Origin of the sequence: Bacillus sp. 7_6_55CFAA_CT2 (genome assembly GCF_000238655.1) — a bacterium.
In the GTDB taxonomy this organism is placed as follows: Bacteria; Bacillota; Bacilli; order Bacillales; family Bacillaceae_G; genus Bacillus_A; species Bacillus_A cereus.
On record NZ_JH414710.1, the window covers coordinates 393,929 to 418,323 of the forward strand.

Here is a 24,395-nt window from a genome sequence, read left to right on the forward strand (position 1 = left end):
TTTTTTATCCCGTTATTTGCTGGGCAGTAAGACCCCCACCTCAAAATTCAGCGGAAAATGCTACCTCTGAAATATAAACCATGAATATAGTAATCTCCATTAGGCATCTCCTTTAGGTGCCAATAAAGGGAAGTTATAAAGTGAAAAGGAGTTTATAAAGAGATTGTAGAATGTTTTAGTATATAACACCTTAGATGTGACAACTTCCTTTTTGAAAAAGAAAGAAGGGGGTATAAAGCAGAAAGGTAGTGGAAATATTTCTTCTAGAAGATTTGCATTTTATCTTACATTCACAAAAAAATAGTACTCCTGAAACAATGAAGTTCATTTTATTTGAATGAAATAGGGAGAGAGGATAATGAAGAAAAAAATATTGGGTGTAATGATGATTGCGACAATGGCAGGAGGTATATTTGCAGGGGCGAATGTGACACCTGTAAAAGCGGAAGAGTATCCAAAAATGATTGTGTTTGAAGATGTTCCATACGGATTTTGGGCATATGATGCTATTATGGATTTAGCGTATCATAAAATTATATTAGGGTATGGAAACGGGAAGTATGGTGTTGGCGATCTTATAACACGTGAACAAGTAGCTGGGACTATTTACAGAACACTTGAGATAAAAGAAGAAGGGCCAGTAGCGAATCCATATAAAGATGTTTCTGATAGTACAACCACTTTTAAAAAGGAAATTTTAGCGTTAACAAAACGTGGTGTTTTTACAGGGGATGGCCAAGGGGATTTTAGGCCGAAAGCACCAATCTCTAGAGCGGAAATGGCTGTCATTTTAAAACGAGCATTTAATTTTGAAACGAAACAAAAACATACATTTAAAGATATTCCAAAAGGTCACTGGGCAGAAGATGCAATTAGTGCGTTACAATCTAATAATGTTGTGAGAGGAACTGGGAATGGCATGTATGAATTAAATCGCCCTGTACCTAGAGAGCAATATGCTCAGTTTATTAATAATGCGATTATTAATTATCATTTGAAAGAGGATTGGAAGTAGAGTGAAATATGAAAGCACAAATAGAAAAATTTGTGCTTTTTTGTTTGTTTAAAAAAGAATTATTATTCGTATTTATGTATTTTTATGGTTATAAACAAGCTTTATAATCAACCCGATGAAAAAGACATGATGTGTAATATGATTCACAAAACCGTCACGAAATGTGTCGGAAAATATATTGTCACTATACCATTTATTCTGTATATTTTTAAAAAAACATATACATATTGGGGAGATAATTTGATGAGCAAAAAAATTATTAAAAACAGCTACAGCATTAACAATTATGGGTGGGGTGTTATTCTCAGCAGAGAGTAATAGTGTAAAAGCGGAAAGTGCACCGTTGCAAAAAGCAAATACAATTGTATTTAAAGATGTACCAAAAGGACATTGGGCATATGAGGCAATTCATGAATTAGCGGAACAAGAAATAATTTTGGGATATGGCGATGGAATATTCGGTTTTGGGGATAATGTAACACGTGAGCAAGTTGCAGCTTTAATTTACCGTGTGTTTGATATGGAAGAACAAGATGAATATGAAAACCCATATGGAGATATCGATGAAAATTCAACAAGCTTTATCGAGGAGATATTGGCTCTAACGGAAATCGGAATTTTCCAGGGAGACGAGAATGGAAACTTTAGACCGAAGGCGACGTTAACGCGTGCGGAAATGGCACAAGTTCTTACGAATGCTTTTGACCTACAGGCAAAGGGATCTCATAACTTTAATGATGTTTCAGCAAATTCATGGGCAACGAATGCAATTAGTGCAGTACAAACAAATGGTATTACAATGGGAATCGGAGAAGGTAAATTCGGTCCGTCTATGAAGGTAACGAGAGAACAATACGCACAGTTTTTACATAGAGCAATATTGCATGATATGGAACAAGGGCAGTAATAAAGTTTAACTAGTCAAAGTGAAATTCAAAAATAATACAAAAAGGTCGTTGTTGTATAACAGCGGCCTTTTTTGTATGAAATAAAGCGCGAAAGAATGGCGTTTTGAAAAAAAACGAAATGAATTTTCAAAAAAAACTTCCTTTTCTGAAGATTTGTTATATAATATAAAACATGAAATCAAATCTGTTATAAAACAGTTTAAGAAGGGGATGCTAATATGTCGACGCAAACTTCACGGGTTACACTCGTTGGAGAAATGTTACCAGCGTACAGCGAAATATTGACACCTGAGGTGCTTAGTTTTTTGAAGGAACTACATGAGAATTTTAATGAGCGCCGCATAGAACTTTTACAAAAACGTGTAGAAAAACAAAAGAGAATTGATGCAGGGGAGTTTCCGAAGTTTCTAGAAGAAACAAAACACATACGTGAAGCGGATTGGACAATTGCCAAGCTGCCAAAAGACTTAGAGGATCGCCGTGTAGAGATTACTGGACCGGTAGATAGAAAGATGGTCATTAACGCTTTAAATTCAGGAGCGCATCTTTTTATGGCAGATTTTGAAGATTCGAATTCACCAACTTGGGAAAATGCAGTGGAAGGCCAAATCAATTTACGAGATGCAGTAAAGGGAACGATTTCACATGAAAATGATAAAGGGAAAGAATATAGATTAAATGAGAAAACAGCTGTACTCATTGTACGTCCAAGAGGATGGCATTTAGAGGAAAAGCATATGCAAGTTGATGGGAAAAATATGTCGGGTAGCTTAGTAGACTTCGGCTTGTACTTTTTCCATAATGCGAAAGCTCTTTTAGCAAAAGGGAGCGGCCCATACTTTTACTTACCGAAAATGGAAAGTTATTTAGAAGCGAGATTATGGAATGATGTATTCGTATTTGCTCAAAAATATATCGGCATTCCAAATGGAACGATTAAAGCAACTGTGTTACTGGAAACGATTCACGCTTCGTTTGAAATGGATGAAATTTTGTATGAGCTAAAAGATCATTCTGCTGGCTTAAACTGCGGAAGATGGGATTATATTTTTAGCTTTTTAAAGAGTTTCCGTAATCATAATAAATTCTTACTACCAGATAGAGCACAAGTCACGATGACGGCGCCATTTATGCGTTCGTATTCTTTGAAAGTAATTCAAACATGTCACCGCCGTAATGCACCAGCAATTGGAGGAATGGCGGCACAAATTCCGATTAAAAATAATCCAGAAGCAAATGAAGCAGCTTTTGAAAAAGTGCGTGCTGATAAGGAACGCGAAGCTTTAGACGGTCATGACGGGACTTGGGTTGCCCACCCTGGACTTGTACCGGTTGCAATGGAAGTGTTTAATCACATTATGAAAACACCAAATCAAATTTTTAGAAAACGTGAAGAAATATGTGTAACAGAAAACGATTTACTAGAGGTACCGGTGGGAACGATTACAGAAGAGGGCCTTCGCATGAATATTAGCGTAGGTATTCAATATATTGCATCTTGGTTAAGCGGACGGGGAGCAGCACCCATTTATAACTTAATGGAAGATGCGGCAACAGCTGAAATTTCAAGAGCACAAGTATGGCAATGGATTCGTCATGAAGGTGGAAAACTAAATGATGGTCGTAATATTACGCTTGAATTAATGGAAGAATTAAAAGAAGAAGAATTAGCAAAAATAGAAAGAGAGATTGGTAAGGAAGCCTTTAAGAAAGGGAGATTCCAAGAGGCGACAACGTTGTTTACAAATCTCGTTCGAAATGATGAATTCGTACCATTTTTAACATTACCGGGTTATGAAATTTTATAAAAAATGAAAAGGGGATGGAACAAATGAAAAACGAAAGAATCGAGAAGTTACAAGAAAGCTGGGAATTAGATGAGCGTTGGAAAGGGATCACACGTCCATATTCGGCAGAAGATGTAATTCGCCTGCGCGGGTCAATTGATATTGAACATACGTTAGCGCGTCGTGGTGCTGAGAAGCTTTGGACATCGCTTCATACAGAAGACTATATTAACGCACTTGGCGCATTAACAGGAAACCAAGCGATGCAACAAGTAAAAGCTGGGTTAAAAGCGATTTACTTAAGTGGTTGGCAAGTAGCAGCTGATGCAAACCTTTCTGGGCATATGTATCCAGACCAAAGTTTATATCCAGCGAACAGCGTACCTGCTGTAGTAAAACGAATTAATCAAACGCTTCAACGTGCGGATCAAATTCAGCATATGGAAGGAAGCGATGATACAGACTATTTCGTACCGATTGTAGCAGATGCAGAAGCTGGATTTGGTGGGCAATTAAATGTATTCGAACTGATGAAAGGTATGATTGAAGCAGGTGCATCAGGTGTGCATTTTGAAGATCAATTATCTTCAGAGAAAAAATGTGGCCATTTAGGCGGAAAAGTACTACTACCAACGCAAACAGCAGTACGCAATTTAATTTCTGCACGCCTTGCAGCAGATGTAATGGGAGTGCCGACAATTATCGTTGCAAGAACAGATGCGGATGCAGCTGATTTAATTACGAGCGATATTGATCCTGTTGATAAAGCATTTATTACAGGAGAAAGAACACCAGAAGGGTTTTACCGTACGAATGCAGGTCTTGATCAAGCAATTGCGCGCGGTTTAGCGTATGCACCGTACGCAGACCTCGTTTGGTGTGAAACGTCAGAACCAAATTTAGAAGATGCAAAACGATTTGCGGACGCAATTCATAAGGAGCATCCAGGGAAGCTACTTGCATATAACTGCTCACCTTCATTCAACTGGAAACAAAAACTAGATGAAAAAACAATTGCAAGCTTCCAAAAGGAAATCGCATCTTACGGTTACAAGTTCCAATTCGTAACACTTGCTGGATTCCATTCATTAAATTACGGTATGTTTGAACTAGCACGTGGCTATAAAGAGCGCGGCATGGCAGCATACTCTGAACTACAACAAGCAGAATTCGCAGCTGAAAAACATGGCTACTCTGCAACACGTCATCAACGCGAAGTAGGAACAGGTTACTTTGATGAAGTGGCACAAGTGATTACAGGCGGAACTTCATCAACGACAGCGTTAAAAGGATCTACGGAAGAAGCACAGTTTACGAAATAAAAGGAAGGGGCACCTTTTTGAAAGGTGCCCCTTGTTATTTTCTAAACGATTCGAAAAGAGAGATTGAGTTGTCGGCAAAAAACGATACTAACTTTTCTTTATTACTAAATCAACTCCACTCAGCCCTATGATCACGAATAAACTTCATATCTTTCTCATAATGCTCTAGATGTCCTTCATCGATCATTCTTTGGAAATTCAAGTCGCCTTCTTGAGCTTTTCGTTTCATATATGTACATAACCCTTCTAATCGAAGCAACACCATTCCTAAGTAATCTTCATCCATATTTTTATCATAGGACTGAACGAACAAATTCACTCTCTCTTTAATACGATCTGCATGTTGCGATGAGTCATAATGAACGGCTTCACCGGATTCAGTATAATACACTCTACTTAAAGGCACACAAGTATAGAGTGTATAAGCGATATCCCATAGTCTTGGACCAGGAGCAGCAACATCGAAATCAATAATCCCTACTGGCTTCTCATTATTAAAAATAATGTTATATATGGCAAAATCATTGTGACATAAAACCTCAATGTTATTTGGAGTATGATCCATCGGTTTCCAATCAGCTAATAACGGAAAATCACTTACAGCATCATGGTAAAGGCGGAGCATCTTTGCTATTTTTTTTAATACATCATTAGATCGCATATATTCTTTTAAAGGATAATTGCCAGCTTCTCCTTCAATAAAGGATAAAATCTCTCTATCCTTTTCATCTACACCTAAAAACTTTGGAGCATAATGAAATCCTTTGTTTTCTAAATGTTGCAATAGCTTATGAATCTTTTCACTGCCTGGCTTTAACTCTCGCCGAACAGTATTTTCAGAACGATATACGCTTGAGACGTTTCCCCCTGTTAGCCTTTCTTCTTTAGCGTAGTTTGACATGTGAAAATTCCCCCTGTGATTAAAAAATCCAATTCCAAATAGTGAATAGACCAACAACGGCAGAAAAGAGAAGGGAAGCAAGCAATGCTAGACAGCCAAAAGGAACTAGCTTATCTTTCCATGTTTCTTTATACTCATAAATTAACTCCTCTGCTACTTTCTTCTGCACTGAAGATAAAGGTTGATCTTTATACAAACCTTTTATATGGTTAGAATCGCCTTTAAACTTTAAAGCACGTGCAATATGATGAGGACTATTTCCCATTGATTTTTCAAATGATAAACATGATTCATGCATAATATCTGTTTTATGCTCTTCTAGATACCAGTAACGTCCAGCCATTTCTGGATATTGTAATTTATAATAAATATCTCCGAGTTGTTTTCGAAGATGTAATTCATTTGGGTATGTAAAGATGAGGCCATGCAACCTATCTCTTGCTTTTCCAAGATTATTATTTTCAATATCCTCTTCAATTCTTTTTAATGTTTTTTTAGGAATTTTATTGGTCATAAACTCCTCCTTATTTAGAATAGAGATAATTATATTTTATAAGAAATACTAAAAATTAGAAATTCTATTTTCGAAAAAGATTGTACATTTTATTTTAATGTGCTATGATGATGTCAGTTGAATAGTTAAATTAAGCAATCCATATGTTATCAAGTGCTGAAAACGAACGAGAAAAAGTATGTGAGAACTAGTTTATGTTTCGTATTTGATAATGTGTGGATTCTTTTTTTAGACAGGAAGACTAAAAAATTTAAAATTTGTATTTTCTTAGGAGGAAATAATTATGGCAGTAACAGGACAAGTAAAATGGTTTAACAACGAAAAAGGTTTCGGTTTCATCGAAGTTCCAGGCGAAAACGACGTATTCGTACACTTCTCAGCAATCGAAACTGACGGTTTCAAATCTTTAGAAGAAGGTCAAAAAGTTAGCTTCGAAATCGAAGACGGTAACCGTGGACCTCAAGCTAAAAACGTAATCAAACTATAATTTTATAGTTGATGATGGAAAAAAGGATGGCTAATGCCATCCTTTTTTTGTTGTGGAGAAAGTTTTTTTAGAGCCTGTTTTTATATCTAAATCTCTTTTTCGATGTTACAACTGGTAAAAAAATATCTGGAATGCGTATTAGTTTCTGTAGAAGAATTAGTTCAGCAAGAGCATTTGCTGCGTATGATAGTAAATAACTATAAATTTGTATTCTCTGTTGAAATGGGGAAATCTTTTCCAGATAGACCTTGAGTAACATCTTTTTTGTTAGCGTTGTTGTTGGAATTTTGTACGTTTTGAGATGATGTTTCTAACAGTTGTTCTTGTTCCTTACTAGGGGTATTCAGAGCATCTGAGGGAATGCTATTAACCTGCTGATTTAATGGATTTTCTTTATCCATAGTATACAACTCCTTTTTAGAATTCGATAAAAAGCAATGTAATTATAAATAGCTACTTATATATATTGTGTTTTTGAATGACATTATATACAAAACTTATATTGCAAAGTTAACTAATTAACGAATTGTTAGTGATGGATAAAGATGTACAAATTTTAATTTTTTAATAAAAATTAAAAGCGGGTAACAAGTACAAATACTCTTTCTCATGTTTTATATAAGGATCATATTACAAATCAAAAAAGATGTAGAGAACCTTGGAAGAAAATATAGTCGTTTTTTAGGGTGAAGAAGAATAAATAAAATGATACTACAAATGTAAAAAGGCATTCCATAAAGGAAGGCCTTTTATTGTTCTTGCCCTGATTTTTTCTTCTCACGTTTTTTACATTCTGGACATTTTGATTTACGAAACGGTTTGGCAAAGAATAGCAGAATGAAAAATAAACCGAATATAATACTAGCTGAGTTTTTCACGATAATGACGCTACTATTTTTCATTTGAATCGATGGTTGGATCTCTTTTTCTTCCATAGTGGCCCTCCATATATTGGATTTACATTTTAATTATAGCAAAGTTAGTTGTTGTAATGATGTGAAATGAGGAATGGATAATAAATATTTATAGGTAGTATAAATGCTGTTTTTATAACTTTAAAATTAATTAATTTATATATTTTGATTTTATTGTTTAACAAATGTTTGATAAATGATAAAAAATTGTAAAAAAGCGGAACTTGTAAGCTATTTCCTTTTCATAGATGCTAAAATTATATATGCAGCTGCTAATATAAATGGAAAAAAGGAGATAATGGAGTATGGAAAGTAAAGTGGAACGCTATGTCGAAAATTATGTTGTAACGAAAAATACGATGGCCTTACTTCCTGTTATTCTAAGTGAAAAGAAAATTGTTACGCGAGTCGTTGAAATGAATGATTCTTTTTTCGTATTTCAAAAACCTCTAGATATTATAGAAAGAAGTTGCCGCAAGCATGGCTCTAGTTTCTTAGGCAGAAAAGAAGGAACGAAAGAGTTAACTCATATTACACATAAAGCACCGATTGCGATTAGTCCAGCAGATCAACTTTATTTTTTCCCTACCTATTCTTACTCTAGAAAAGAGTGCGCTTGGTTGTCTCATTTTTATATTGAAAGTAATAAAGAATTAGAAGATGGAAATCTTATTATTAGATTTATAAATGGCTTTGCTGTGAAATTAGAAATATCAAAAACTAGTTTTGAAAATCAACAAAATCGTACAGCGAAATTACGTACTGAATATGAAGATCGTAGGAAAAAACAAGGGAATCCTTGTTTTAAAGAGGTCGATAAAAAAGAGGAATCAACATTAAGACCCGCTTATGAGAAGGTGTATTTTGTGAAGGAAGGCGAAGTGTGAAAGGATGGGGGAATCCCCATTCTTTTTTTGTTTGTCAGTCAGTCTTTGTAGATAAGGCGATATATTTAGAAAATCACCAGTATAATTTCATTTACCGATAAAAACCGAAAAACAATCTAAATAACAAAATGAACGACACGTCCTGTCGAATATTGATAGATTATCATAGCTAAATAATGAAGGAATTCTTATGAAAGATATGGAAACTTTAATAAATACATCTCCGTATGTCGTATCTACCATTTCCTCTTTCATATAAGCAATGATACAGTAGGGATAGTATTTAGAGTAAAGGGGTAAAGTGTAGAATGGATTTTCAGACAATCAAAGAGTATTTTTCACCAGAAAATATGGATCATATTGTTGAGAGTTATAAAGCGTTCGGACCACTTCTTGGTATTGGTTTACCGATGATAGAGGCGTTGATTCCGGTATTACCGCTTATTGTATTTGTACTGGCGAATGCTGTTGCATTTGGCTTTTGGCTCGGTTTTCTTTATTCATGGCTTGGATCAGTAATGGGTGCATTACTTGTCTTTTTCATCATCCGCCATTTTGGTCGCAGTCGTTTCTTTTCGTTTGTAAATAAGCATGAGAGAGTACGAAAAGCAATGGGGTGGATTGAAAGGAAAGGATTCGCACCGATTTTTGTTATATTTTGTTTTCCGTTTACACCGTCAGCGCTAATAAATGTTGTCGCTGGTTTATCCCGAATTAGTGTAAAACAGTTTGGTCTAGCGTTAGCATTCGGAAAACTTGTGATGATTTTTATTTTAACGTATATCGGTCATGATTTAATGTCATTTATTCATAATCCAGTGAAATCAGTTATTGTAGGGATTGGTATTTTTATTTTATGGTATGTCGGTAAGAAAATCGAAGTAAAGTTAGAACTACATTAAGAATAGTCTTCTTTGTAAAGGAAAGCTTCAGTATTAAAGGATAAGGGGAGAAGCAGATGAAGAAAACTTTGAAAAAAGAAGGCATAGAGTGGATACGAACAATTTTAATTGGTGTATTATTAGCTGTATTTTTTCGAACGTTTTTCTTTTCAACGTATGTTGTAGAGGGGAAGTCAATGATGCCGACATTGCAAGATGGCAATATGCTAGTTGTAAATAAGGTGAGTTATCAAGTTGGGGACTTGAACAGATTTGACGTTGTGGTATTTCATGCGAATAAAAAAGAGGACTATGTAAAGCGGGTTATCGGTTTACCTGGAGATCATATTGAATATAAGCAGGATAAGTTATATATAAACGGTCAATTTATTGATGAGCCGTATTTAGAGAAGTATAAGAAAGAGATAAATGGAAGGCAACTAACAGGCGACTTTACATTAGAAGAGTTAACGAAAGAAAAGCTGGTGCCACCCGGGTTTATTTTTGTAGTAGGTGATAACCGGCTCGGGAGCTGGGATAGTAGACACTTTGGCTTTGTAAAAGCTGATACAGTTGTCGGTAAAGTTGATTTGCGATATTGGCCAATTCAAGAGGTGCAAACGAATTTTTCAAAAGGTTGATATAATGAAGTAGAAGTATAGAAAAGACAAACAACTCAGTTTGTCTTTTTTCGTGTACTATAATACAATTATAGTAGCAAACTAACGTTCGTTATGTAAGTGAAAGGTGGGGTTACATGTCACTTCGATTTGTAATTGGTAGAGCGGGAAGTGGAAAAAGTACACTTTGTTTACGCGAAGTGCAAGAAGAGTTAAAACAACGCCCGAGAGGGAAAACAATATTATATCTTGTGCCAGAACAGATGACATTCCAGACGCAGCAGGCGTTAATTGGAAGTGAGGATGTAAGAGGTTCTATTCGGGCACAAGTTTTTAGTTTTTCACGATTAGCGTGGAAGGTACTACAAGAAGTTGGCGGAGCGAGTCGTCTTCATATTGATGAAGCGGGTGTACATATGTTACTCCGTAAAATTGTAGAGTCTCGTAAAGATGGATTATCGGTGTTCCAAAAAGCAGCGGAGCAAAACGGTTTCTTTGAACATCTTGGCAGTATGATTGCAGAGTTTAAACGTTACAATGTAACGCCATCTAACGTATATGAAATGTGGCAACAATTGGATGCGCATAGTAGCAGTGCCGAACAAAAGTTACTAGCGAATAAAGTGTATGATTTACAGCTATTATACGATGATTTTGAACGTGCTTTAATTGGAAAATATTTAGATTCAGAAGACTACCTGCAATTGCTAGTGGAAAAGCTTCCGCAGTCTGAATATGTAAATGGTGCGGAAATTTATATAGATGGATTTCATTCATTCTCCCCGCAAGAGTTAGAGATTGTAAGACAGCTTATGATTTGCGGAGCGAGAGTTACGATTACGTTAACGATAGATGAAAAAACGTTAGCACAGCCAGTAAATGAACTCGATTTATTTTATGAAACGACGTTAACGTATGAAAAAATAAAACAAGTAGCGCGTGAAGAGAAAATAGAAATTGAAAAAACAATTCCACTTATGGAACAGCCGCGTTTTCATTCTCCCGCATTAGCGCATTTAGAAGCTCATTATGAAGCGCGTCCGAATGAAAAATTTAACGGTGAAGCGAGTGTAACGATTAGCACAGCTGCGAATTTACGAGCGGAGGTAGAAGGTGTTGCTCGTGAAATTCGTAAACTTGTTGCGAATGAAAAATATCGTTACCGAGATATTGCAGTGCTTCTTCGTAATGGGGAAAGTTATTACGATGTGATGCGCACGTTATTTACAGATTACAATATCCCGCACTTCATCGATGAAAAGCGCCCGATGTCACACCACCCATTAGTAGAATGTATTCGTTCTGCACTCGAGATTATTAGTGGGAATTGGCGTTATGATGCGGTGTTCCGCTGCGTGAAAACAGAGCTTTTATATCCATTAGACGTAAGAAAAGAAACGATGCGTGAAGAAATGGATGAATTTGAAAATTACTGTTTAGCGTACGGTGTACAAGGAAAGAGGTGGACTTCAGAGGATCCATGGATGTATCGCCGTTATCGTTCTCTTGATGATACGAACGGGATGATTACAGACAGTGAACGTGAAATGGAAGAGAAAATAAATAGGTTACGTGACGTTGTAAGAACACCTGTTATTCGCATGCAAAAAAGGTTAAAGCGTGCAGGAACAGTTATGCAAATGTGTGAAGCAGTTTACTTATTTCTAGAAGAGCTGGATGTTCCGAAAAAACTAGAAGAATTACGTATACGTGCAGAAGAAAGTGGAGATTTCTTATTTGCGACAGATCATGAACAAGTATGGGAAGAAGTAATGAGCCTTCTTGATACGTTTGTAGAGATGCTTGGTGAAGAGAAAATGTCTCTTTCTATGTTTACGGACGTTATGTCGACAGGTCTTGAGGCACTTCAATTTGCTAACATTCCGCCGTCATTAGACCAAGTGTTAATTGCTAATATTGATCACTCCAGGTTATCTGACGTGAAAGCAACGTTTATTATAGGTGTAAATGAGGGTGTTATTCCAGCAGCACCTATGGACGAAGGTATGCTTTCTGATGAAGAAAGAGAAGTTCTTGGTGCAGCAGGGATTGAATTAGCGCCAACGACGAGACAAACTTTGTTAGAAGAACAGTTCGTTATGTATCAAATGGTAACGAGAGCATCTGAGAAGTTATATATTTCATGCCCGCTTGCAGATGAAGAAGGAAAGACGTTACTTGCGTCTAGCTTTATTAAGAAAATAAAAAGAATGTTCCCTAATGTGAAAGATTCATTTATTACGAATGACGTAAACGATTTATCACGTTCAGAACAAATTTCATACGTAGCAACGCCAGAAGTAACGTTATCTTACGTTATGCAGCAACTACAAACGTGGAAGCGATACGGATTCGAAGGGAATTTAGACTTTTGGTGGGACGTATATAATTTCTACGTAACTTCAGATGAATGGAAACAAAAAAGTAGCCGCGTCTTATCAAGTTTATTCTATCGAAATCGTGCGAAGAAACTAAGTACAGCAGTAAGTAGAGATTTATACGGAGATATAATTAAAGGAAGCGTCTCTCGTATGGAACTATTTAACCGTTGTGCATACGCTCATTTTGCGCAGCACGGTTTATCGCTTAGAGAGCGTGATATTTTCAAGCTTGATGCGCCGGATATCGGCGAATTATTCCATGCGGCATTAAAGAAAATTGCGGACAAGTTATTGCGTGAAAACCGTACTTGGGCGGATTTATCCATAAAAGAGTGTGAGCATCTTTCTGTTTTAGTAATAGAAGAAATCGCACCGTTATTACAACGACAAATTTTATTAAGTTCAAACCGTCATTTCTATTTAAAACAAAAACTACAACAAATCATTTTCCGTACGTCAATCATTCTTCGTGAACATGCGAAGTCAAGCGGATTCGTACCAGTTGATTTAGAAGTGCCGTTCGGTATGGGTGGTACAGGCTCACTTCCGCCGATGGAATTCTCATTACCAAATGGTGTGAAGATGGAAGTTGTCGGCCGTATTGACCGTGTTGATAAGGCAGAAGATGAAAACGGGACGTTCCTACGTATTATTGATTATAAATCAAGTTCAAAAGCGTTAGATTTAACGGAAGTGTATTACGGATTAGCACTTCAAATGTTAACGTATTTAGATGTTGTTACTTCGAATGCGCAGACGTGGATGAAAAAAGGTCACGCAGCATCACCAGCTGGTGTATTGTATTTCCATATTCATAACCCAATCGTTGAGATGAAAGGTGACGCATCTGAAGCTGAAATTGAAAAAGAAATTTTAAAGAAATTTAAAATGAAAGGACTCGTATTAGGAGATGCTGACGTTGTTCGTTTAATGGATAACAAACTTTCAACAGGAAGTTCAGATATTATTTCTGCTGGCCTGAAAAAAGACGGTAGCTTTAGTGCGCGTTCAAGTATTGCAAGTGAGCAAGAGTTTAACGTACTGCAAAAATATGTACACCATACGTTTGAAAATATTGGAAAAGATATTACAGAAGGTGTTATCGATATTGCTCCTTATAAAATGGGAAATAAAGCAGCATGTACGTTCTGTAACTTCAAATCTGTTTGTCAATTTGATGAGTCACTTGAAGATAATCAGTTCCGATCGTTAAAAGATATGAAAGATAGCGAAGCGATGGAGAAAATAAGAGAGGAGGTTGGCGGAGAATGATAGAAAATTGGCCTGAAAAACCAGAAGGTAGTCAATGGACAGATGACCAGTGGAAAGCTGTTGTAGCGAACGGACGTGATATTTTAGTTGCGGCTGCAGCTGGATCAGGTAAAACAGCAGTATTAGTTGAACGTATTATTAAAAAGATTATTAATGAAGAGAATCCAGTCGATGTCGACCGCCTGCTCGTTGTAACATTTACGAATGCAGCGGCGCAAGAGATGAAAAACCGAATCGGGGAAGCGTTAGAAAAGGTATTAATTGATGAACCAGGCTCTCAACACGTAAGAAAGCAGCTGAGCCTATTAAATAAAGCTTCCATTTCAACAATTCACTCATTCTGTTTACAAGTAATTAGAGGATATTACTACATGCTTGATGTTGATCCTCGTTTCCGTATTGCGAATCAAACAGAAAATGAATTGTTAAAAGAAGAAGTGCTAGATGACATATTAGAAGAAGAGTACGGAATCGAAGATAATACAATCTTCTTTGAACTTGTTGATCGTTATACGAGTGACCGTAGTGATGATGACTTACAACGTATGATTTTAGCGCTTCATACAGAGTCAAGAGCGCATCCAAATCCGGAAAAATGGCTTGATAAATTAGTAGAAGCATATGACGTAGAAGGAAAGACAATTGAAGATTTAGTATATGCTTCTTATTTATTAGAAGATGTGAAATTCCAGCTTGAAACAGCGGAACAGCATATTCGTAAGGCAACTGAACTCGCAATGCTTCCTGACGGTCCAGCGCCTCGCATTGAAACCCTGCAAGCAGATGTAGCTTTACTTGGAACGCTATCATCAGCTGCTCATGAGTCGTGGACAAGTTTGTATGAAGCGATGCAAAACGTATCGTGGCAAACGTTAAAGCGTATTAAGAAAAGTGATTACAATGAAGATGTTGTAAAACAAGTAGACTCTCTTCGTAATAAAGCGAAAGATGAAGTGAAGAAATTACAAGAAGAGTTATTTAGCCGAAAACCTGAAAGTTTCTTACGAGATTTTCAAGATATGCACCCAGTATTAGAAAAGCTTGTTCAACTTGTAAAAGTATTTACAGAGCGTTTCCAAGCGATGAAGCGAGATAAAGGAATGGTCGATTTCACAGATTTAGAGCATTTCTGTTTACAAATTTTAAGTGAACAAAGTGAAAATGGTGAAATGAATCCGTCAGCAGTGGCGCTTCAATATCGTAATAAATTTGCTGAAGTATTAGTCGATGAATATCAAGATACGAATTTCGTACAAGAATCGATTATTAAATTCGTAACGAAAGATTCTGAGAGTGAAGGAAACTTGTTCATGGTTGGTGACGTAAAGCAGTCGATTTATCGTTTCCGACTAGCCGAACCAGGACTATTCCTAGGAAAATATAAACGCTTCACACAAGAAGGATTGGGCGGTGGAATGAAGATCGACTTAGCGAAAAACTTCCGTAGTCGTCATGAAGTACTAGCAGGTACGAACTTTATCTTCAAACAAATTATGGGTGAAGAAGTCGGAGAAATCGACTACGATGCAGACGCTGAATTAAAGTTAGGTGCTACCTATCCAGAAGGTGAAGATGTAGCGGCAGAACTACTGTGCATTCAGCAAACGGAAGAAGAAGTAATAGACGGAGAAGAAGGTGCAGAAGTCGAAAAAGCACAGCTTGAAGCTCGTCTTATGGCGCAGCGCATTAAAGTGATGGTTGATTCAGGTTATGAAGTGTATGACCGTAAAAATGATAGTATGCGCCCAGTACAATACCGCGACTTCGTTATTTTACTTCGCTCCATGCCGTGGGCACCGCAAATTATGGAAGAGTTAAAACTACAAGGAATTCCAGTATATGCAGACCTTGCGACTGGTTACTTTGAAGCGACAGAAGTAAATATTATGATGAACGTATTCCGCGTTATTGATAATCCGATGCAAGATATCCCGCTTGCAGCAGTACTTCGTTCACCGATCGTTGGATTAAATGACGAAGAACTTGCGACGCTTCGTGCTCACGGAAAGAAAGGGTCATTTTATGAAGTAATGAGCTCATTCTTAAAAGGGGCACCACTTGAAGAGGAGCAAGAACTTCATGATAAATTAGAGTGGTTTTATAACTTACTGCAAGGATGGCGTGAATTCGCGCGCCAACAATCACTTTCTGATTTAATTTGGAAAGTGTACGGTGAGACAGGTTATTACGACTTTGTTGGCGGTTTACCAGCTGGAAAGCAAAGACAGGCAAACTTACGCGTACTATATGACCGTGCAAGACAATATGAGGCAACATCATTTAGAGGATTATTCCGCTTCTTACGTTTTATTGAACGTATTTTAGAACGCGGTGATGATATGGGTACGGCGAGGGCCCTCGGTGAACAAGAAGACGTTGTTCGCATTATGACGATTCATAAAAGTAAAGGGCTAGAGTTCCCAGTTGTATTTGTAGCTGGACTCGGTCGTCGTTTTAATACACAAGACTTAATGAAACGTTTCTTATTGCATAAAGATTTCGGTTTCGGTTCGCAATTTATCGATCCGCGTAAACGAATTAAATATACAACATTATCACAGCTTGCGATTAAGCGTAAAATGAAAATGGAATTAATTGCGGAAGAAATGCGCGTACTATACGTAGCATTGACGCGTGCGAAAGAGAAGTTAATTTTAATTGGAACAGTTAAGGATGCAAATAAGGAAATGGAAAAATGGCTCGATGCGAGGGAACATAGTGAATGGTTATTACCAGATCATATACGTGCCGGGGCGTCTTGTTATTTAGACTGGATTGCACCTTCATTATATAGACACCGTGATAGTGAAATGCTTCTTGAATTAGGACAAGGAAGCATTCCGGATGAAATTTACGGGTATGACACGAGCTGGAAAGTAGAAGTTGTGGATGGTAATACGCTACTTGCACCAGAGCCAGTTCAAGAAGAGAAACAAGAATTATTAGAAGCGCTTCGTGAGAAAAAGGCTGTGCCATTACAAAGTGAACGGAAAGAAGAAGTGTACGACAGATTAATGTGGAAGTACGGATATGAGGATGCGACATCTCATCGTGCGAAGCAATCTGTTACAGAAATAAAGAGAAATTATCAATCTGAAGAAGGTAGCGATAACGCCTTTATTAAAAAACTACGTGCACCAATTAAAACACGTCCGCGCTTTATGGAGAAAAAAGGGTTAACGTACGCAGAGCGCGGAACAGCAGTCCATGCCGTTATGCAGCATGTTGATTTGAAGAAGCCGATTACGGTTGAAGTTCTTCAAGAGCAAATTGCTGGAATGGTAAATAAGGAATTATTAACATTCGAGCAGGCGGAAGAAATAGCGATTGAAAAAGTAATTTCATTCTTTGACAGTGACTTAGGCAAAAGGGTATTAGCGGCGAAAAGTGTTGAGCGTGAAGTACCATTTACGATGATGCTTGCAGCAGAAGAAGCATATCAAGATTGGAAAGGGAATAGCGGGGAATCGATCCTTGTCCAAGGGGTTATCGACTGCATGATTGAAGAGGAAGATGGCATTACGTTAATCGACTTCAAAACAGATACGATTGAAGGGAAATTCCCAGGCGGATTCGAACAAGCGAAACCAATTTTAGAAGATCGATATAAAGTGCAGCTTTCGTTATATGCAAAAGCACTGGAGAAAAGCTTACAACATCCTGTGAAAGAGAAATGTTTATATTTCTTTGATGGGAATCACGTTGTAAATATTGAAGAATAGAGGGGCTTGAAAATGGTAACGGAAAAAACGTTAAGAACTTGTGAACAGGGACACGAGTACTATAAAAGTAGCGATTGTCCAACTTGCCCAACCTGTGAGAAAGAGAGAAAACCAAAAGAAGGTTTTCTCTCTCTTCTTTCAGCGCCAGCAAGAAGGGCATTAGAACACCATGGAATTCAAACTGTAGAAGAACTCTCAAAATATAGTGAAAAAGAAATTTCAAAACTGCATGGTATGGGGCCTGCGTCTTTGCCGAAGCTTAGGAAGGCTTTGGAGGAGAGCGGGTTATCATTTAAATAAAATGAAATAGTGCCTCTTCACTACTTACTTGTTTATACCACTATTTGTGGACAGTAAAGCTCTTGCTTATTAAAATTTTATTTTAATAATTTTGAATTAGATAAAAGAAAAAAGTAGGAGATATTCTCCTACTTTTTTTACGCTGTTCCAATCTGATCTTGATCTGCCACATCAGAATCAAATGTATTCGTTGCACTAACACCGTTAAACGTATTCACGACAAACCCAACATTGGAAGCTCCAGATCCGTTATAGGCTTTCGTGTTTTCTTTCGGAGATACGTTATAAAAATCTCCTAAGTTGAAAGAGCCGTTACTGTTTTGCACGACGAGATTTCCTACAACCGAAGGCATACCATCCACCTACTTTACTAAGCTTTTTAATTACTATATGAATTATTGTGCGGAAGGTTCATCCGTAATATATTGGCGGATTTGTATAATACGAGAGTTATTAAAACCATAATCAACATTTCCAATTTGAAAGCAACCAGAATTTAAAAGTGTGCGTAATTCAACGTTATTAACTTCAATAAAAGGGCATTCATTTACAATGTTTAATTTTACATCTGTCGTTCGTTTTGGAATTGTAATGTGTTCATCTGTAAAGATTTCAAAAGCATCAAAGCGACCTTCTCCCCGTATATAAAAAGGAATTTCACGGTGGACGGCAATAGCTCTACTTTTTAATTCCATTTGGTTTGCATCTCCAACTTGAAATACAGCAGCAATCCCTAAAGAAATAATAGAAACATTTTGGACAATAGACACATGATGCAACATAATTTCTCAGTCTCCTTAACCTGGAGTAGGAGGGACATCTGTTACTAATGGTACAAATGGACCCTCTGTAACTGTTTCAAATGGTGTATCGAGAATAGAAGATAGAATGAGGAGATTTGCATCTCCAATTAAAAAGAGTGCGGACGACGATACACCGTTCATTTTAATCTGTCCGACTTTTAACTCACGGTTTACAACGTTAAGGTTCATACATACTTACTCCTTTCGGAAATTTCCCGGTATGTGCTGAATAAAGGAGAGAAAGGCTTTGTCAATATCTTGTTTCATTGCCTGAATAATGATATCTCGTAAATAATCTGGATCTGTTGAAATACCTTCATATGATTGCGCTTGTGATAAATAATAAGGGAGTCGATGCTCCATCTGTTTTTTTATGTCATCCACCATCATTTGTCGATACATTTCATCAAGCGGTGTTCGCTCTTCTTGTTCAAAATGGAGAATACGATTATATGCTTCTTCATCTAAGTATCGATGCATTTCTTGGAGGATACCTTGATAAAAGTCTGGGTTTGTTTCGGTTTCAGGGTTTACCTTCAATGTTTCTGTATCCACTTGAAGGTCTTCAATTTGTTGTCCTTTTGCTGAAAATGGGTTTAAACCAATATTTAAAGTACCATTTAAATTTTCGACTTTTAATTGATCGAATTTGTATTCCACTTTTCCTACAGAAGAGGAGGGGCGATTTTTTAATTCGTTAAGCTCTTCTTGGAGTTGGCGCACTTGATCTTCTAAATTCAGGATGGCTGCTTGTTGTGTTTGAAGAGCTTGTTGAAGTTGGTGTAAGTAAGTATATATATCTTGATTCATTTGTGAAACCTCCTTTTCAATAGGGAGGGTAAAAATATTCCTGCTATATATTTATGACAAGGATGTCTTAAGAAGAACTAGTTGATGGTTTGATAGAAATAATTTGTCCTTTCGCTTGTAATGGGCGAAGCGGCTCCGTAAATCCGCCCGTATTTGAAAATTTAGATAGGGCTTTAATACTTCCGGCAGTACCAATTTGGAACACAGAAGAGGTTGTAATGCTATCAATTTTAATGCTGTTAATGATGATGCTTTGGTTTACGTAAAAATTCAATACAATCGCCCCCTTTAAGTTGAACCAATTATCGCTTGATCGACGACATCTGAATCGTTGACAGTCGTTGCACTTTGATAATTGTAGACAGAAACGTTATCTCCAACATTAAAAGAGCCGGCCCCGGCGAAAGCACGTGAGTAACTAATAGGCCTAATCGCAAATACATCTCCAATATGAAAAATACCACTTGATCCAATATTGACGATACGAATATGTCCGACCATAGCTGGCATACAAAACACCCTTCGTTTTTAAAATTTTCTTTTCTACTATTGTATGGGCGTTTCCAATAAAATGTGTATTTTTTTGAAATAAAAGAAACACACGCATTATTGCGTGTGTGTTTTGAATGTTTGATTAGGGTGTAAATCCGTATGTACATGACAAATTACATTTAAGAGCCTGTCCAGTTCTTGGCTACAATCCACTGTTTTTTGAGAAGTCATTCCATAGCGTTCAGCAAAATAAATCATTTTTTCACGTTTTTTTTCAATCGCTTGCTCAAACATTGAAATCGGCTCCATCTCTAAATGAAATTTTTAGTATATATGTAGTACATATTATACAAAAACTTCATAAAAAAGAAATGCATTCGCTAAAAAAAGTAAAATTTCTACATTTTATGCCAAATGATAAAGGGTAACGAATAGGGTATGAGAAGAATATTGTAAAAATTAGCGTGCATGAGAAGGTTTTTTTCTTAAGGATGCGAATACAATTAAAGGGCATGAGTTTTAGGATGGAGAGTGGAAATATTGCGTTTTGTAACGGCGAAGAAAGAAGAAAAGGTATTTGTAGGTATTGTGGATGAAGAAGAAGAAAAGGTATTACACTTAAGAGAAGCGCAAAGACAAAAAGGGGAAAAGGTTACAATCCCTATTACAATGTTAGAGTGTATTGAAAGAGGGACTGAATGCTTTGAGAAAGTATGTGAAATTGTAAATTGGGCAAAAGAAAACGGGGAAGCGGCGTATTATCCGTTAACAGAGGTGAAAATATTAGCACCGATTCCAAGGCCAAGAAAGAATATTTTGTGCGTTGGAAAAAACTATCGTGAGCATGCGGTAGAAATGGGTGGAGTAGAGTCTATTCCAGAAAATATAATGATCTTTACGAAAGCACCAACAACAGTTATTGGCATAAATGAGCAAATTAATGGTCACCCTCATGCAACGGACGAACTAGATTACGAAGGAGAATTAGCTATCGTTATTGGTAAGCGAGGGAAACAAATTAAAAAAGAAAAAGCGCTTGAGCATGTTTTTGGTTATACGATTATCAATGATGTAACAGCTCGAGACATTCAAAGAAAACATAAACAGTTTTTCCTTGGGAAAAGCTTCGATACATTTTGTCCGATGGGACCGTATTTAATTCATAAATCGGTGGTTAATGCGCCGAATGCATTACACATTGAAACGGTAGTAAATGGAGAAGTAAGGCAAACTTCCAACACAAATAAAATGATTTTTTCAATAGAAGAAATTATTTCAACGATAAGTAAAGGAATGACTTTAGAACCAGGCGATATTATCGCAACAGGAACCCCGGCTGGTGTCGGAAAAGGTTTCACACCACCGAAGTTTTTACATGCTGGTGATGAAGTGGTTATTACAGTAGAAGGAATTGGTACTTTGCGAAATGTAGTGAAGTGAAGAAAAGAGCTATCTTGTTAAAAGATAGCTCTTTTTTATGGCCTTGGGTTATAGAGGTAATCAATAACGGAAAAAGTGTAAAGACCAATGAATGCAAGTGTGCAAATGCCAAATAGTATAACCGTAAGTGCGCTTTTTTCTCGTCCAAAACCAATGATAGTAAGAATAACAGCAGTCCAAAATGATGCTTTCAGTAGTGTGAATGTAGTAGGAGTTGAGTAGTGAGTAAGCCATGTTGTGGAAAGTAGGAAGCCAAAGAATGTAACTAAAATAAAAGATGTAGCTAAATAGTTAATATGTTTACCATATCTTAATAGCATATCGCACCTCCTTTACGATTTTAAAATACAGAAAATTAAAATTTCATCTTAATATAAATGAATATAAAAAGAAAGAGGTTGTCCCAACATGTCGGACAACCTCTCTATCATTACGATAATACAGCTTTAATTTTTTGGAATGCCCACTCTAAATCTTCTTCAGAGATTACTAGAGGTGGTGCGATACGAATTACGTTTTCATGTGTTTCTTTACATAGTAGACCAGCTGCTTTTAGTTGTTCACAGTAAGGACGAGCTGGCTCGTTTAATTCGATACCGATGAATAAACCTTTACCGCGAACTTCAGTGATCATTGGGTTGTCAATCTCTTTTAATTGCCCAACTAATTTTTCTCCTAATTGAAGAGAACGCTCTGTTAATTTTTCTTCTTCTAACACTTCAAGAGCTGCGATAGAAACAGCACATGCAAGTGGGTTACCACCGAATGTAGAACCGTGAGAACCTGGCTCAAATACACCTAAAATATCGCGGTTTGCTGCAACACAAGAGATCGGGAACACGCCGCCACCAAGTGCTTTACCAAGTATGTACATGTCAGGAGTTACATCGTCCCAGTCACAAGCAAATACTTTACCAGTACGGCCTAAGCCTGTTTGGATTTCATCTGCTACGAATAAAACGTTTTCTTTTTTACATACTTCAAAAGCTTCTTTTAAGTAACCAGCTGGCGGGATGTTAATTCCTGCTTCACCTTGAATTGGCTCTAAAATGAATGCTGCTGTATTTGGTGTAATTGCGGCTTTTAATGCTTCTAAATCACCGTAAGGAATTACAACGATGCCAGGAAGCATTGGACCGAATCCACGCTTGTACTCTTCGTTTGAAGACATAGAAACAGAACCCATTGTACGTCCGTGGAAGTTATCTTCACAAACGATGATTTCAGCGCGGTTTGCTTCTACTTTCTTCACATCATAAGCCCAGCGACGAACTGTTTTAATTGCAGTTTCAACAGCTTCAGCACCTGTATTCATTGGAAGTACCATTTCTTTATTAGTTAGTTTCGCAACTTTTTCGTACCAAGGACCTAATTGATCGCTATGGAAAGCACGAGAAGTTAACGTAACACGATTTGCTTGGTCAATTAAAGCGTTAATAATTTTTGGGTGACGATGACCTTGGTTTACTGCAGAATATGCACTTAATAAGTCCATATAGCGGTTTCCTTCAGGATCTTCTACCCAAACACCTTCTGCTTTAGAAATAACGATTGGAAGTGGGTGATAGTTATTTGCTCCATATGTGTCTGTAAGTTCGATAATATCCTTAGTTTGAATCATGATTGTTCCCCCTTTTGTTATTACAAGAAGTTTGTAAATACTCTAAATATTATATCATTTAAATGTAAAAAAGCGAAACATTTCCTGAAAATAAATGAACATGTTATCATATAGAGTGAAAAAGTGTGAAAAGAGGAGGTAAGGGATACGATGGTACATATGCATATTACAGCATGGGCGTTAGGTTTAATTTTATTCTTCGTTGCGTATTCACTTTATTCAGCAGGAAGAAAAGGTAAAGGTGTACATATGGGGCTTCGCCTAATGTATATCATCATTATTGTGACAGGCTTCATGTTGTACATGAGTATTGTGAAGACAGCAACAGGTAGCATGCACATGTGGTACGGCCTGAAAATGTTAGCTGGTATTTTAGTTATCGGCGGAATGGAAATGGTTCTTGTAAAAATGAGCAAAAACAAACCAACAGGGGCGGTTTGGGGCTTATTTATTGTTGCGCTAGTAGCAGTATTATACTTAGGACTGAAATTGCCACTTGGCTGGTACGTATTCAAATAAAAATAAAACCACCTTATAATCTCAAAGACTTGGGAGATAAGGTGGTTTTTATTTTTTATGTCGCATCGATATGCAACTCTTCTCCATTTACTTTCGTAAAACGGAACATATTTTTATTTGACGTAGTGTGACGGACGAAATGGTGTTGCAGTGTACAGATCATTTCTTCGTTATCAAACAAAAGAATATTTACTCCTTCGTGTGACTCCTCTTTCGGTAAGAAAGATAAATAATTATGACAATACATGCAATCATATAAAGAGTAGTGAAGTGATTGCAATGATTCAGTTAATAATGTGAAGACAGAGTCAGGTAATTCCTCGAGCCATTCATTATAGCTAAGAAGTAACTTTTTTCGAATACGTACCATTTCACCATTTTGCAAATGGTGTTGCTCGTTGGCGATTTGTAATACATCTTGTTCATAGAAACGGGCTGGTAACCAATTGTTATTATACAAAATTTCAAACCCATCTTCGGCAATATCTTCTAATAGAAACGCTTCATCATTTTCATCATCAAAGAATACCCATTCATTGTTTATATATTCTACATTACCGACTGTATGAGCACGGGGCTGGTTATATAAAATATGTTTACGTTGTATCATATACGATTTCTCCTTTATGAAAAGTAGTTATTCCTGTTATAGACAGTTCGTGCGTTCTTTATAACTAGACACATCTAGACATAGGTGGGCATACAATAAAACACGTTTTACTGAGTGAGAATGCTATTCCATATGTGGATAGTAGGTTATCGTCAAGTTTTTCATTTTTTGATCCGCACTCTTAGGGTG

The 24,395-nt window shown here is 36.9% G+C and carries 27 protein-coding genes; 13 read left to right on the plus strand and 14 right to left on the minus strand.

Going from position 1 to position 24,395, the window contains the following annotated elements; genetic code table 11:
- Window positions 1-358 precede the first annotated feature (358 nt).
- The 4 genes from HMPREF1014_RS17625 to aceA all read left to right on the plus strand — a co-directional run bounded on the left by HMPREF1014_RS17625 (window position 359) and on the right by aceA (window position 5,032).
- Entirely contained in the window at window positions 359-1,015 is a 657-nt protein-coding gene (locus HMPREF1014_RS17625; protein WP_000727093.1) for an S-layer homology domain-containing protein, read from the plus strand.
- 286 nt (window positions 1,016-1,301) lie between these two features.
- Complete coding sequence (locus HMPREF1014_RS17630; RefSeq protein WP_009327237.1) at window positions 1,302-1,922, plus strand: S-layer homology domain-containing protein; 621 nt, start codon at window positions 1,302-1,304, stop codon at window positions 1,920-1,922.
- A 219-nt stretch (window positions 1,923-2,141) separates the two neighbouring features.
- Window positions 2,142-3,731 (plus strand): malate synthase A, encoded by a 1,590-nt coding sequence (gene aceB, locus HMPREF1014_RS17635; protein WP_000107347.1) that lies wholly within the window; start codon window positions 2,142-2,144, stop codon window positions 3,729-3,731.
- A 23-nt stretch (window positions 3,732-3,754) separates the two neighbouring features.
- Window positions 3,755-5,032: an isocitrate lyase gene (aceA, locus tag HMPREF1014_RS17640; RefSeq protein ID WP_000787346.1), complete on the plus strand. Its 1,278-nt coding sequence runs from the start codon at window positions 3,755-3,757 to the stop codon at window positions 5,030-5,032.
- A 109-nt stretch (window positions 5,033-5,141) separates the two neighbouring features.
- Here aceA and HMPREF1014_RS17645 read toward each other — a convergent pair whose 3' ends face one another.
- Together HMPREF1014_RS17645 and HMPREF1014_RS17650 are read right to left on the minus strand one after the other, a co-directional pair.
- Window positions 5,142-5,933, minus strand: a complete 792-nt coding sequence (locus HMPREF1014_RS17645) for a phosphotransferase (protein ID WP_000073796.1) — start codon at window positions 5,931-5,933, stop codon at window positions 5,142-5,144.
- Window positions 5,934-5,952: 19 nt separating this feature from the next.
- A complete protein-coding gene (locus HMPREF1014_RS17650; protein WP_000182385.1) occupies window positions 5,953-6,447 on the minus strand; it encodes a DUF6584 family protein in 495 nt (164 codons plus the stop codon).
- 283 nt (window positions 6,448-6,730) lie between these two features.
- Between HMPREF1014_RS17650 and cspA the strand changes: the two genes are divergently transcribed.
- Complete coding sequence (gene cspA, locus HMPREF1014_RS17655) at window positions 6,731-6,934, plus strand: RNA chaperone/antiterminator CspA (protein ID WP_000301518.1); 204 nt, start codon at window positions 6,731-6,733, stop codon at window positions 6,932-6,934.
- Between the two features lie 197 nt (window positions 6,935-7,131).
- Here the strand turns inward: cspA and HMPREF1014_RS17660 are convergent, their stop codons facing one another.
- Both HMPREF1014_RS17660 and HMPREF1014_RS17665 read right to left on the minus strand, forming a co-directional pair.
- Window positions 7,132-7,335 carry a hypothetical protein gene (locus HMPREF1014_RS17660; protein WP_000356922.1) on the minus strand — a complete coding sequence of 68 codons (204 nt, stop codon included), beginning with the start codon at window positions 7,333-7,335 and terminating at the stop codon, window positions 7,132-7,134.
- A gap of 348 nt (window positions 7,336-7,683) precedes the next feature.
- Window positions 7,684-7,869, minus strand: a complete 186-nt coding sequence (locus tag HMPREF1014_RS17665; protein ID WP_000391373.1) for a hypothetical protein — start codon at window positions 7,867-7,869, stop codon at window positions 7,684-7,686.
- Between the two features lie 284 nt (window positions 7,870-8,153).
- Here HMPREF1014_RS17665 and HMPREF1014_RS17670 point away from each other — a divergent pair, with 284 nt between their 5' ends.
- The 6 genes from HMPREF1014_RS17670 to HMPREF1014_RS17695 all read left to right on the plus strand — a co-directional run bounded on the left by HMPREF1014_RS17670 (window position 8,154) and on the right by HMPREF1014_RS17695 (window position 17,911).
- Complete coding sequence (locus tag HMPREF1014_RS17670; RefSeq protein ID WP_000444439.1) at window positions 8,154-8,735, plus strand: competence protein ComK; 582 nt, start codon at window positions 8,154-8,156, stop codon at window positions 8,733-8,735.
- Window positions 8,736-9,043: 308 nt separating this feature from the next.
- Entirely contained in the window at window positions 9,044-9,637 is a 594-nt protein-coding gene (locus HMPREF1014_RS17675; protein WP_000347520.1) for a TVP38/TMEM64 family protein, read from the plus strand.
- 56 nt (window positions 9,638-9,693) lie between these two features.
- Complete coding sequence (lepB, locus tag HMPREF1014_RS17680) at window positions 9,694-10,257, plus strand: signal peptidase I (RefSeq protein ID WP_000751910.1); 564 nt, start codon at window positions 9,694-9,696, stop codon at window positions 10,255-10,257.
- Window positions 10,258-10,373: 116 nt separating this feature from the next.
- Window positions 10,374-13,889 (plus strand): helicase-exonuclease AddAB subunit AddB, encoded by a 3,516-nt coding sequence (gene addB, locus HMPREF1014_RS17685; RefSeq protein ID WP_000058600.1) that lies wholly within the window; start codon window positions 10,374-10,376, stop codon window positions 13,887-13,889.
- Window positions 13,886-17,611, plus strand: a complete 3,726-nt coding sequence (gene addA, locus HMPREF1014_RS17690; protein WP_000572258.1) for a helicase-exonuclease AddAB subunit AddA — start codon at window positions 13,886-13,888, stop codon at window positions 17,609-17,611. The genes addB and addA overlap by 4 nt, the downstream gene beginning before the upstream one ends.
- Window positions 17,612-17,623: 12 nt before the next feature.
- Window positions 17,624-17,911 (plus strand): RNA polymerase alpha subunit C-terminal domain-containing protein, encoded by a 288-nt coding sequence (locus HMPREF1014_RS17695; protein ID WP_000255724.1) that lies wholly within the window; start codon window positions 17,624-17,626, stop codon window positions 17,909-17,911.
- Window positions 17,912-18,048: 137 nt separating this feature from the next.
- Here HMPREF1014_RS17695 and gerPF read toward each other — a convergent pair whose 3' ends face one another.
- The 7 genes from gerPF to HMPREF1014_RS17730 all read right to left on the minus strand — a co-directional run bounded on the left by gerPF (window position 18,049) and on the right by HMPREF1014_RS17730 (window position 20,310).
- A complete protein-coding gene (gerPF, locus tag HMPREF1014_RS17700; RefSeq protein ID WP_001141566.1) occupies window positions 18,049-18,264 on the minus strand; it encodes a spore germination protein GerPF in 216 nt (71 codons plus the stop codon).
- 42 nt (window positions 18,265-18,306) lie between these two features.
- Entirely contained in the window at window positions 18,307-18,693 is a 387-nt protein-coding gene (locus HMPREF1014_RS17705; protein ID WP_000902319.1) for a spore germination protein GerPE, read from the minus strand.
- A gap of 15 nt (window positions 18,694-18,708) precedes the next feature.
- Entirely contained in the window at window positions 18,709-18,903 is a 195-nt protein-coding gene (gene gerPD, locus HMPREF1014_RS17710) for a spore germination protein GerPD (RefSeq protein ID WP_001052807.1), read from the minus strand.
- Window positions 18,904-18,909: 6 nt separating this feature from the next.
- A complete protein-coding gene (gerPC, locus tag HMPREF1014_RS17715; protein WP_001070762.1) occupies window positions 18,910-19,524 on the minus strand; it encodes a spore germination protein GerPC in 615 nt (204 codons plus the stop codon).
- 67 nt (window positions 19,525-19,591) lie between these two features.
- Entirely contained in the window at window positions 19,592-19,798 is a 207-nt protein-coding gene (gene gerPB, locus HMPREF1014_RS17720) for a spore germination protein GerPB (protein ID WP_001012508.1), read from the minus strand.
- Between the two features lie 14 nt (window positions 19,799-19,812).
- Window positions 19,813-20,034 carry a spore germination protein GerPA gene (gene gerPA / locus HMPREF1014_RS17725; RefSeq protein ID WP_001111188.1) on the minus strand — a complete coding sequence of 74 codons (222 nt, stop codon included), beginning with the start codon at window positions 20,032-20,034 and terminating at the stop codon, window positions 19,813-19,815.
- Between the two features lie 96 nt (window positions 20,035-20,130).
- Window positions 20,131-20,310, minus strand: a complete 180-nt coding sequence (locus HMPREF1014_RS17730) for an aspartyl-phosphate phosphatase Spo0E family protein (RefSeq protein ID WP_000462841.1) — start codon at window positions 20,308-20,310, stop codon at window positions 20,131-20,133.
- Between the two features lie 246 nt (window positions 20,311-20,556).
- Between HMPREF1014_RS17730 and HMPREF1014_RS17735 the strand changes: the two genes are divergently transcribed.
- Window positions 20,557-21,456 (plus strand): fumarylacetoacetate hydrolase family protein, encoded by a 900-nt coding sequence (locus HMPREF1014_RS17735; RefSeq protein WP_001213075.1) that lies wholly within the window; start codon window positions 20,557-20,559, stop codon window positions 21,454-21,456.
- A gap of 35 nt (window positions 21,457-21,491) precedes the next feature.
- Here the strand turns inward: HMPREF1014_RS17735 and HMPREF1014_RS17740 are convergent, their stop codons facing one another.
- A complete protein-coding gene (locus HMPREF1014_RS17740) occupies window positions 21,492-21,776 on the minus strand; it encodes a hypothetical protein (RefSeq protein ID WP_000926864.1) in 285 nt (94 codons plus the stop codon).
- Window positions 21,777-21,886: 110 nt separating this feature from the next.
- Window positions 21,887-23,077, minus strand: coding sequence for an ornithine aminotransferase (gene rocD, locus HMPREF1014_RS17745; protein ID WP_000616657.1), 1,191 nt, complete (start codon window positions 23,075-23,077; stop codon window positions 21,887-21,889).
- Between the two features lie 150 nt (window positions 23,078-23,227).
- Between rocD and HMPREF1014_RS17750 the strand changes: the two genes are divergently transcribed.
- Entirely contained in the window at window positions 23,228-23,596 is a 369-nt protein-coding gene (locus tag HMPREF1014_RS17750; protein ID WP_000233495.1) for a YisL family protein, read from the plus strand.
- 55 nt (window positions 23,597-23,651) lie between these two features.
- Here the strand turns inward: HMPREF1014_RS17750 and HMPREF1014_RS17755 are convergent, their stop codons facing one another.
- On the minus strand, window positions 23,652-24,206 hold the full coding sequence (locus HMPREF1014_RS17755; protein WP_000616048.1) for a DUF2777 domain-containing protein: 555 nt from the start codon (window positions 24,204-24,206) through the stop codon (window positions 23,652-23,654).
- Window positions 24,207-24,395 lie beyond the last annotated feature (189 nt).

Excerpts from the sequence above, each read along its gene's own strand:
- HMPREF1014_RS17665 (WP_000391373.1), bottom strand. The coding sequence starts at position 7,869 with ATGGAAGAAAAAGAGATCCAACCATCGATTCAAATGAAAAATAGTAGC.
- rocD (WP_000616657.1), bottom strand. The coding sequence starts at position 23,077 with ATGATTCAAACTAAGGATATTATCGAACTTACAGACACATATGGAGCA.
- cspA (WP_000301518.1), top strand. The coding sequence starts at position 6,731 with ATGGCAGTAACAGGACAAGTAAAATGGTTTAACAACGAAAAAGGTTTC.
- gerPF (WP_001141566.1), bottom strand. The coding sequence starts at position 18,264 with ATGCCTTCGGTTGTAGGAAATCTCGTCGTGCAAAACAGTAACGGCTCT.
- HMPREF1014_RS17660 (WP_000356922.1), bottom strand. The coding sequence starts at position 7,335 with ATGGATAAAGAAAATCCATTAAATCAGCAGGTTAATAGCATTCCCTCA.
- gerPC (WP_001070762.1), bottom strand. The coding sequence starts at position 19,524 with ATGAATCAAGATATATATACTTACTTACACCAACTTCAACAAGCTCTT.
- HMPREF1014_RS17670 (WP_000444439.1), top strand. The coding sequence starts at position 8,154 with ATGGAAAGTAAAGTGGAACGCTATGTCGAAAATTATGTTGTAACGAAA.
- gerPA (WP_001111188.1), bottom strand. The coding sequence starts at position 20,034 with ATGCCAGCTATGGTCGGACATATTCGTATCGTCAATATTGGATCAAGT.
- HMPREF1014_RS17750 (WP_000233495.1), top strand. The coding sequence starts at position 23,228 with ATGGTACATATGCATATTACAGCATGGGCGTTAGGTTTAATTTTATTC.
- HMPREF1014_RS17740 (WP_000926864.1), bottom strand. The coding sequence starts at position 21,776 with ATGCTATTAAGATATGGTAAACATATTAACTATTTAGCTACATCTTTT.
- lepB (WP_000751910.1), top strand. The coding sequence starts at position 9,694 with ATGAAGAAAACTTTGAAAAAAGAAGGCATAGAGTGGATACGAACAATT.
- HMPREF1014_RS17645 (WP_000073796.1), bottom strand. The coding sequence starts at position 5,933 with ATGTCAAACTACGCTAAAGAAGAAAGGCTAACAGGGGGAAACGTCTCA.
- gerPD (WP_001052807.1), bottom strand. The coding sequence starts at position 18,903 with ATGAACCTTAACGTTGTAAACCGTGAGTTAAAAGTCGGACAGATTAAA.
- HMPREF1014_RS17625 (WP_000727093.1), top strand. The coding sequence starts at position 359 with ATGAAGAAAAAAATATTGGGTGTAATGATGATTGCGACAATGGCAGGA.
- aceB (WP_000107347.1), top strand. The coding sequence starts at position 2,142 with ATGTCGACGCAAACTTCACGGGTTACACTCGTTGGAGAAATGTTACCA.
- HMPREF1014_RS17630 (WP_009327237.1), top strand. The coding sequence starts at position 1,302 with ATGGGTGGGGTGTTATTCTCAGCAGAGAGTAATAGTGTAAAAGCGGAA.
- HMPREF1014_RS17730 (WP_000462841.1), bottom strand. The coding sequence starts at position 20,310 with ATGTTTGAGCAAGCGATTGAAAAAAAACGTGAAAAAATGATTTATTTT.
- HMPREF1014_RS17695 (WP_000255724.1), top strand. The coding sequence starts at position 17,624 with ATGGTAACGGAAAAAACGTTAAGAACTTGTGAACAGGGACACGAGTAC.
- HMPREF1014_RS17675 (WP_000347520.1), top strand. The coding sequence starts at position 9,044 with ATGGATTTTCAGACAATCAAAGAGTATTTTTCACCAGAAAATATGGAT.
- addA (WP_000572258.1), top strand. The coding sequence starts at position 13,886 with ATGATAGAAAATTGGCCTGAAAAACCAGAAGGTAGTCAATGGACAGAT.
- HMPREF1014_RS17705 (WP_000902319.1), bottom strand. The coding sequence starts at position 18,693 with ATGTTGCATCATGTGTCTATTGTCCAAAATGTTTCTATTATTTCTTTA.
- aceA (WP_000787346.1), top strand. The coding sequence starts at position 3,755 with ATGAAAAACGAAAGAATCGAGAAGTTACAAGAAAGCTGGGAATTAGAT.
- HMPREF1014_RS17650 (WP_000182385.1), bottom strand. The coding sequence starts at position 6,447 with ATGACCAATAAAATTCCTAAAAAAACATTAAAAAGAATTGAAGAGGAT.
- HMPREF1014_RS17755 (WP_000616048.1), bottom strand. The coding sequence starts at position 24,206 with ATGATACAACGTAAACATATTTTATATAACCAGCCCCGTGCTCATACA.
- addB (WP_000058600.1), top strand. The coding sequence starts at position 10,374 with ATGTCACTTCGATTTGTAATTGGTAGAGCGGGAAGTGGAAAAAGTACA.